Source organism: Calidithermus roseus (assembly GCF_003574095.1).
GTDB lineage: Bacteria > Deinococcota > Deinococci > Deinococcales > Thermaceae > Calidithermus > Calidithermus roseus.
Map to the genome: position 1 here is coordinate 26,585 of NZ_QWLA01000039.1, position 6,012 is coordinate 32,596.

The window sequence follows — 6,012 nt, forward strand, 5'->3', positions numbered from 1 at the left end:
AACAGCCGTTGAGCGCAGGACGCCTGACGCCAGACGTAAAACGCAACGAGAGATAGGCCACCAGCCTTCCAGCGACGGGCCTTAAGCTATGGACATGTCCTGGAAAGACGCTTATCAACGCCTGCGCTTTGCCGAGCCCGAGGAAGGGGTGCTCGAGGTGCTCCTCTCGAGTCCCGGTCGCCTCAACGCCGCCGATGCCCAGATGCACCGCGAGCTGGCTTATGTCTGGCGCGACATCGATGCCGACGAGAGCATCAGCGCGGTGCTGGTGCGGGGGGAGGGCGGGGCGTTTTCCGCTGGGGGCGACTTCGAGCTGATCGAGGAGATGATCTCCGATTACGATGCCCTGGTGCGGGTCTGGAAGGAGGCCCGCGACCTGGTCTACAACGTGATCAACTGTTCCAAGCCCACCGTGGCGGCGCTCGAGGGGCCCGCCGTGGGCGCTGGGTTGGCGGTAGCCCTGCTCTGCGACATCACCGTGGCCGGGAAAAGCGCCCGCATCCTCGATGGGCACACCCGCTTGGGAGTGGCCGCCGGGGATCACTCGGCCATCGTCTGGCCGCTGCTGGTGGGCCTCAACAAGGCCAAGTACTACCTGCTGCTCAACGAACCCATGAGCGGCGAGGAGGCCGAGCGGCTGGGCCTGGTCTCGCTGTGCGTGGAGGACCCCGAAGTCTATGGCAGGGCCCTCGAGATCGCCCGCAGGCTGGCCAAGGGTTCGCCCACCGCCCTGCGCTGGAGCAAATACGCCCTCAACAACTGGCTGCGCCTGGCCGGGCCGACCTTCGACACTTCGCTGGCGCTGGAATTCCTGGGCTTCATGGGACCGGACGCCAAAGAGGGCCTGGCTTCGCTGAAAGACAAGCGCAAGCCCAATTTTCAGAAGAAGGCACCGCTTTGAGGCAGAAGGCTAGACGCAAGACGCCCAACGCAGAGCACCCATAGCCAGGGCGCAGGGTGTCTCGAGGGTCAGGGGTCGAGGGCCGGTGGCTCGTGATTAAGAGCCTTCGGCGTTGGGCACTCAGCAATCCATGGGGTTGGGCATATGCAGCATGCCCTGTCCTACCAACTGCCGGTAGACCGTGCCGACCAGCAAAGTGCGCACGGCGTCTCGCGCGATCCTGGCCTCGATGTCGGCGGGGGAGAGGTTGGGGCAGGCGTCGCGCCACAAGGCCAGGGCTCCCGAGACGTAGCCCGTGGCGTAGGAAGTCCCTCGGTAAACCTGGCCCAGCAAGGGCACTACGGCAGGCGCTGCGATCTCCAGGTGGGGGCCGATGGTGCTGAAGGGCCAGCGCTCCCACTTGCCCGGCTGTCTCGGGGAGGGCCACAGGCCCGCTACGGCCAGGAAACCGCCGAACTCCGGGGCGTAATAGGCCGGGAAGTGCGGAGGAGCACCAAAGCCACGGCGTCCTTCGTTGCCCCCGGAAGCTGCCACCAGCGCTCCGTGGCGCAGGGCGTAGGCCAGCAGGGCCCGCAGGCTCTCGAGGGGGTGCTCTCCACCCAGGCTGTAGTTGAGCACCAGGTTGCCCAGCGCCTTGGGATCACTGCCATTGCCCGAAACCTGGCTGATGGCCCAGCAAGTCCCCCGCACCACGTTGCTGGCCAGGCACTCGTTGTTCTCATCACAAACGCGCACCGGCAGGATGCTGGCCTGCGGCGCCATGCCCCAGTTCTTCCCCGCGATCAGGCTGGCGATGGCCGAGCCATGCAAGCGGGCGGGCGCGGGGTCTTCCGAGGCGTCGGGGTCGCCGTTCACCCCGGTGGTGAAGTCGTACCCGCCGGGCCTGAGGTTGAACACGTCCACCTTGCCCGAGGTCGCGCCGTTGTCCAACACGGCCACCGTGACGCTGGCCCCGCCCTTCCCCGGCGGGATGATGCCCCCAGCGCCCATCTGGGGGCGGTAGTCTTCGTCGCCATCGTCGTCGCCGATGCTCTGAGGGTCGCCGTAGAGCACCAGGTCGTTTCTCCTCAACTCCTGAAGGGCCTGGGCGAGGTTTTTCCCGTCTACCTCGATCAGCGCCAGCGCTCCACCGCAGGGGTCGAGGCTCGAGGCCTGCGCGGTGAGGTTGACTGCTGGGGGTGGGGCCTCAAGGGGGGCTTGGCCTTGCTGCTGCGCTCCCTTGACCACGATGCCCCTGGGCTCGCGCAGAGTGGGGTAAAACACCAAGACTGTTCCTCCAACCGTCCTGGCCAGCTCATTGACCTGACCCAAGCTGGTGCCGGGGCGCAGGATCAGGAAAAGCTGGTTCTCGACCAGTCTGGAGGGCCTTTGGGCCAGCGAAGGCGAAAGCAGGCAGCTTGCAAGCATCAAGGCGAATAGAGTTCTTTGCATATCAACCCCCTGCCCTTGTGGGGCACGTTCTAAGTCTGGCCCTTGACGTCTGACCGCGCCCTGACCAGGGCGAGCTGGGCCTTATAGCCCTCCGAGGCTGCGGTGTGCCCCGCAGCCTCGAGCAAGCGGATCGCCTCCTCCAGCGCAGCGGGGTTATCCGAGAGTTCGGAGATATTGCCCAGCACCATCGCCTGAACGACGGTTTCCCCGCTTTGCTGGGCCAGCCGGAGGGCTTTTTCATAAGCTTCTCTGGCCTGCTCGCTGAGGGACTGCTGGTGGTAGATGACCCCCAGGTTGTTCCACGCCCGAGCCGCCGTGGACATGATCTGGCTATCTTCGGCCAGCCGGGCGCAGTCGAGGTACACGGCGATGGCTTTGGCAAAAGCGTGCTGTTTCTCGTAGATGCGCCCGAGGTTGAGGTATATCCTGGCCTTCAGCGCCGCGTTGTCCTGGACGACCTCGAGCGCCTCCCTGAAAGCTTCTTCGGCCTCCTGGCCCATCTCGAAGCGGGTCATGGCCACGTTGTTGAGCGCTCCGGCCCAGCGCAACTGGTCTCCCAGGGTCAAAAACAGAGCGGCTGAGCGGTTGAAGTAGTCGAGGGCCGTGGCGAAGTCACCCCTGACCCGCGCCAGCAGCCCCAGGGTGTTCAGCGCTTCGGCCCTGGCCTCCACGCCTCCCTCCAGCGCCCGCTCCGAGGCTTCCCGCGCTTCTTCGGGGTGGCCCAGGCGGTGCAGCAGCTTGCCCTTGAGGGCCAGCACCTCGGGGCGCTGGGGCAGGGGCTCCACTTCGGCCAGCGCTTGCCGGAAAGCGCCCGACCTCTCCAGCGCCCTGGCCCGCAACAACCGGACTTCGGGGCTCGCGGGGGCCTCCTCCAGCACCTCCGCCGCCTTCTGGGGGAAGCCACGCCGCAGCAGTTCCTTGGCCCAGGCCAGGTAGGCCTGCTCGATCCCGGGGAGGTCGCTCTCCTCCCAGAGCAAGCGGGCGCGCTGGTAGAGCGGGAAGGCTTCCAGACCGCTGCGCTGCCGGGCCAGCTTGAGCGATAGCGTCGCCTGTAGGGAGGGCTGGCCCTCGAGGTAATCCAGGGCCGTCCGGCGGGCCCGCACCCGACCCGAGGGCTCGATCAGGGCGGCGGTGGTCAGCTCCTCCAGGGCTTCGGCCATGCGAGGAGCCCCCAGGCCCAGGGCCCGGCGGACGAGCACCAAGTCGGGCTCCTCGAGCAGGGCCAGGGTCAAGAACACCTCGCGGGCCAAGGAGGAGAGGATGGCCAACCGGGCCTCCAGGGCGGTCTCGAGGGGCTCCTCGCGCAAATAGGCTTCCACCAGTACCGGCAGGCCCCCGGTCTGCTCGAAGGCTCCGGGGAAGTCGCGCAGGGCTTCGGGGGTGAGGGGGAGAAGCTCCAGCAGTAAATCGGGCTCGAGGGCCGGCGGCTCGCGCGAGGCCACGATCACCGCTGGGCTGCGGCCCGAGCCTCGCAGGCGCACCAGAAGCTGACGGCTTTCCGGGTCGGCGCGCTCCCAGCCATCGAGCAGCAAGGGGCCTTTGCTTTGGCTCAAGGCCCGCAGCAACGCCTCCTCGTCCTGCCCCAGCGCCCTGCCCAGCAGGGGCTCGAGGGTGGCGTAGGGCAGGCCGGTGCGGCCTTGCAGGTACTGCCCGCTCAGAGCCCGCAGCAGGGCGCTCTTGCCCATCCCCGCCCCTGCGCGCACCCAGGCCCACTGGCCCGGCGCGAGGGAGCGTAGGGCCTGGAGTTCGCGCTCACGCCCCACCAGTACCCGGCGCAACTGGGCGCGGGCTTCCTCGGGGCGCTGCTCGAGCCGCAGCCCCAGGCCCTCGGCTTCGCGGCGCACCTCGGCCAGCAGGAAGCTGTTGCCCGCCAGCAACAGCGGGTAGAGCCGCAGGAGGTCTTCGGGCTCGAGCGCGGGCGCGGAGCGCAGTTGATAGGCCTGCTCGGCCAGCTTCGTGGCCCGCTCGAAGTGGTTACGGGCTGCTTCCTGCTCGGCCAGGGCTAAGTAGGCCTGGCGCACTTGACGGGCGATGTGCTCGCGTTGGGCGTAGACCCACTCCTCGAGCTCAGCGCTCCAGTCGGGTAGGTAGAGGCCCTCGAGAAAAGGCCCCTTGTACAGGGCAATGACCCTGGCGTAATCGCGGGCTGCGAGCGCGGCTTTGAGGTCGTCGAGGTCGTTTTCTATACGGGCCCAGGCCCGCACCTCGTCGGCCTCGACAGCTCCCGGCACCCCCTTGCGCAGGCGGGTGAGCGTTACCGAGAGGCTGTTGAGCGCGTCGGCGTTATCGGGCCAGAACAGTTCGGCTAGATGCCGCCGCTCACACGGCCCTTCCACCAGCAGATACGTCAGCAGCAACAGAGGCTTCAGGCGGCCAAAGTTGGAGTCTTCGAGCTCGAGTCCGCCCAGGGTGCGGAGGAGCATAGGCCCATTGTAGAGGGCTTTGGAGGGTGGGGCCTTAGGTGCGGTCTTCGAGAGCGGCCTCCGGGGCGTTGCGCCCCACGGATTCTATGCCCTGCTCGCGGGCTGCTGGCGAGCTGTAGGTTTCGCTGTGCCCGATCACCTGAGCGTTGGCCCCTTTGAGCACGAAGTAGGGCCGGCCATCGCTCGAGGTCAGCCGCTCGTAGCGCGCGTCGATGGGCGCGTTGAAGCGCACCGAGGCGATGCCTGCCAGAGCGTCGTCCTTGCTGGCGTAGCGCTCGCTGGTGAGGATGACCTCCCCGTTGGGAGCCTGAAGACTAAACATGAACTGCCCGTCCGCGGTGCGCGAGAGCACGAACTTGCCTGCCATGGTTTCCTCCCTGGCTTTCTCAGGATACGGCGGCGCTTTGGCTTAGAGTAAGGGGTGATGCGATTGCAGCAATTTCTCGCTCGAGCCGGCGTCGCCAGCCGCCGCAAGGCCGAAGAACTCATCAAGGCCGGGCGCGTGAGCGTCAACGGCCAGGTAGCCATTCTCGGCAGCAGCGTGAGCGAGGGGGACGTGGTGCGCTTCGACGGCGAGCGGGTGCGGCTGCCGCAGAAAAAGGTGGTCATCGCCCTGCACAAGCCTGCCGGAGTGACCACCACCAGATCAGACCCCCACGCCCGGCGCACCGTCTACCAGCTCGTGCCCGACGTGCCCGGCCTTCATCCGGTGGGCCGGCTGGACCGGGAGTCGGAGGGCCTGCTCCTGCTCACCAACGACGGCGACCTCACCCAGCGCCTCACCCACCCGCGCTACGGGGTGCGCAAGGTCTACCGGGCCTGGTGCAGGGGCGGGGAGCTCTCGCAGACGGCCTGCAGGAAGCTGGTGGAGGGGGTCGAGCTGGACGACGGGCTGGCTCGAGCCATCGAGGCAAGACCCATGAACGGTGGAGTCCGGCTGGTGATGACCGAGGGCAAGAAGCGTGAGGTGCGGCGCATGCTCAAAGCGGTAGGCTACCCCGTCGAGCGGCTGGTGCGCACCCAGATCGGCCTGCTCGAGCTAGGCGAGCTCAAGCCAGGTGAGTGGCGCTACCTGGGCCCCGAGGAAATCGCCGCCCTCACCGCCGAGCCTGGATCCCGCCGCCCGCGGTTGGAGGGGCTCGAGGCCGAGACCCCCCGCGAGACTAAGCCGCGTGAAAAGGCCAGGGGAACTGCCAGGCCCCGCAAGGCGACTGCCCAACCCGCGCAGGCCAAACCCCACCCTCGCCCACCCGAGAG

General features: G+C 67.6%; 5 protein-coding genes. 2 read left to right on the forward strand and 3 right to left on the reverse strand.

Translation table 11 applies throughout. The features are described 5' to 3' along the window. Positions 1-94: 94 nt before the first annotated feature. Positions 95-901, forward strand: coding sequence for an enoyl-CoA hydratase/isomerase family protein (locus Mrose_RS10645; RefSeq protein WP_119278102.1), 807 nt, complete (start codon positions 95-97; stop codon positions 899-901). Positions 902-1,021: 120 nt separating this feature from the next. Here the strand turns inward: Mrose_RS10645 and Mrose_RS10650 are convergent, their stop codons facing one another. From Mrose_RS10650 to Mrose_RS10660, 3 genes are read right to left on the reverse strand one after another with little or no spacing between them, the layout of a single operon-like run. Continuing rightward, positions 1,022-2,332, reverse strand: a complete 1,311-nt coding sequence (locus Mrose_RS10650; RefSeq protein ID WP_119278104.1) for a S8 family peptidase — start codon at positions 2,330-2,332, stop codon at positions 1,022-1,024. 29 nt (positions 2,333-2,361) lie between these two features. Then, positions 2,362-4,755: a tetratricopeptide repeat protein gene (locus Mrose_RS10655; RefSeq protein WP_119278106.1), complete on the reverse strand. Its 2,394-nt coding sequence runs from the start codon at positions 4,753-4,755 to the stop codon at positions 2,362-2,364. 34 nt (positions 4,756-4,789) lie between these two features. Next, on the reverse strand, positions 4,790-5,122 hold the full coding sequence (locus Mrose_RS10660; RefSeq protein ID WP_119278107.1) for a YegP family protein: 333 nt from the start codon (positions 5,120-5,122) through the stop codon (positions 4,790-4,792). Between the two features lie 57 nt (positions 5,123-5,179). Between Mrose_RS10660 and Mrose_RS10665 the strand changes: the two genes are divergently transcribed. Beyond that, the coding region (locus tag Mrose_RS10665; RefSeq protein ID WP_147371619.1) for a pseudouridine synthase at positions 5,180-6,012 on the forward strand (833 nt) is incomplete at its 3' end.

Bases quoted from the DNA above. Each gene is read 5' to 3' on its own strand.
- Mrose_RS10655 (WP_119278106.1), bottom strand. From the start codon at position 4,755: ATGCTCCTCCGCACCCTGGGCGGACTCGAGCTCGAAGACTCCAACTTT.
- Mrose_RS10660 (WP_119278107.1), bottom strand. From the start codon at position 5,122: ATGGCAGGCAAGTTCGTGCTCTCGCGCACCGCGGACGGGCAGTTCATG.
- Mrose_RS10645 (WP_119278102.1), top strand. From the start codon at position 95: ATGTCCTGGAAAGACGCTTATCAACGCCTGCGCTTTGCCGAGCCCGAG.
- Mrose_RS10650 (WP_119278104.1), bottom strand. From the start codon at position 2,332: ATGCAAAGAACTCTATTCGCCTTGATGCTTGCAAGCTGCCTGCTTTCG.